The sequence below is a fragment of the Streptomyces sp. UH6 genome, from assembly GCF_013421635.1.
Classification (GTDB): Bacteria; Actinomycetota; Actinomycetes; order Streptomycetales; family Streptomycetaceae; genus Streptomyces; species Streptomyces abyssomicinicus.
Genome location: NZ_JACADT010001076.1, coordinates 1 through 1,847, shown reverse-complemented (window position 1 = coordinate 1,847; position 1,847 = coordinate 1). Strand labels below are relative to the sequence as shown.

The 1,847-nt window shown below is 71.8% G+C and carries 2 protein-coding genes; both read left to right on the top strand.

Translation table 11 applies throughout. The features are described from left to right. On the top strand, positions 1-429 hold a 429-nt coding region (locus tag HW445_RS29370), incomplete at its 5' end, for an oxidoreductase C-terminal domain-containing protein (protein WP_306673377.1). Positions 430-510: 81 nt separating this feature from the next. Beyond that, on the top strand, positions 511-1,847 hold a 1,337-nt coding region (gene dnaG, locus HW445_RS29365; RefSeq protein ID WP_180223860.1), incomplete at its 3' end, for a DNA primase.

Here is a 1,847-nt window from a genome sequence, read left to right as displayed (position 1 = left end):
ACCTCCGACCCGCACGTCTTCGCGGCCGGCGACGTGGCGGCGTTCCCGCACCCGCTGTTCGGGACGCGGCTGCGCGTCGAGCACTGGGCCAACGCCCTCAACGGCGGCCCGGCGGCGGCGCGCGCGATGCTGGGGCGCGAGGTGGCGTACGACCGGGTGCCGTACTTCTTCTCCGACCAGTACGACCTGGGCATGGAGTACTCCGGGTGGGCCCCGCCGGGCGCCTACGACGAGGTCGTGATCCGGGGCGACGCGGGCAAGCGGGAGTTCGTCGCCTTCTGGCTGAAGGACCGGCGGGTGCTGGCCGGGATGAACGTCAACGTGTGGGACGTCACGCCCGCGATCCAGAACCTCGTCCGGGCCGCCGCCCCGGTGGACGCCGAGGCCCTCTCCGACCCCCGGGTCGCCCTCGAATCCCTCCTGGCCTGACCCGGGGGAGGGGGCGCCCCGGGCGTCCCCTCCCCGCGGCGGCGGAACCGCGGCGTCGGATCGCCCCCGTACAATTTGCACGTGGCAGGCGGCGGCAGGATCAACGACGAGGACGTGAAGGCGGTACGGGACGCGGTCCCGATCGACTCCGTCGTCTCGGAGTACCTGCAGCTCAAGAACGCCGGCGGCGGCAACCTCAAGGGCCTCTGCCCGTTCCACGACGAGAAGTCCCCGTCGTTCCAGGTCAGCCCCGCCAAGGGCCTCTTCCACTGCTTCGGCTGCCAGGAGGGCGGCGACACCATCACGTTCGTGATGAAGGTCGACCACCTCACCTTCTCCGAGGCCGTCGAGCGCCTCGCCGCGCAGGCGGGCATCACCCTCCGCTACGAGGAGGGCGGCTACAACCCCTCCCACCAGCGCGGCGAACGCATCCGCCTGATCGAGGCGCACCGCATCGCGGCCCAGTTCTACGCCGAGCAGCTGGCCACAAGCCCCGAGGCGGACACCGGCCGCGCCTTCCTCGCCGAGCGCGGCTTCGACCAGGCCGCCGCCGAGCACTTCAACGTCGGCTACAGCCCGCAGGGCTGGGACCACCTCACCCGCTACCTGCGCGGCAAGGGGTTCACCGACAAGGAGATCCTCACCTCCGGCCTCGCCCAGGAGGGCCGCCGCGGCCCCATCGACCGGTTCCGCGGCCGCCTGATGTGGCCGATCCGCGACATCGGCGGCGAGGTCGTCGGCTTCGGCGCCCGCAAGCTCTACGAGTCGGACAACGGGCCCAAGTACCTCAACACCCCCGACACCCCCGTCTACCGCAAGTCGCAGGTCCTCTACGGCATCGACCTCGCCAAGAAGGACATCGCCAAGAGCAGCCACGCCGTGGTGGTCGAGGGCTACACCGACGTCATGGCCTGCCACCTCGCCGGGGTGACCACCGCCATAGCCACCTGCGGCACCGCCTTCGGCGGCGACCACATCAAGATCCTCCGCCGGCTGCTGATGGACAACGGCACCTCCCGGGTGATCTTCACCTTCGACGGCGACTCGGCCGGCCAGAAGGCCGCCCTGCGCGCCTTCGAGGACGACCAGAAGTTCGCGGCGGAGACCTACATCGCCATCGCGCCCGACGGCATGGACCCCTGCGAGCTGCGCCTGGCCAAGGGTGACGAGGCCGTCGCCGAGCTGGTCCGGCCCCGCACCCCGCTCTTCGAGTTCGCGCTGCGGCAGATCGTCGCCCGCTACGACCTGGACACCCCCGCCGGGCGGGCCGCCGCGCTGGACGAGGCCGCCCCGGTGGTCGCCAAGATCAAGAACGTGGGCGCGCAGCACGAGGTCGCGGTGCAGCTCGCCGGCATGCTCGGCATCCTGGACACCCAGTTCGTGGTGCGCCGGGTCGCCCAGATCGCCCGCTGGGCCCG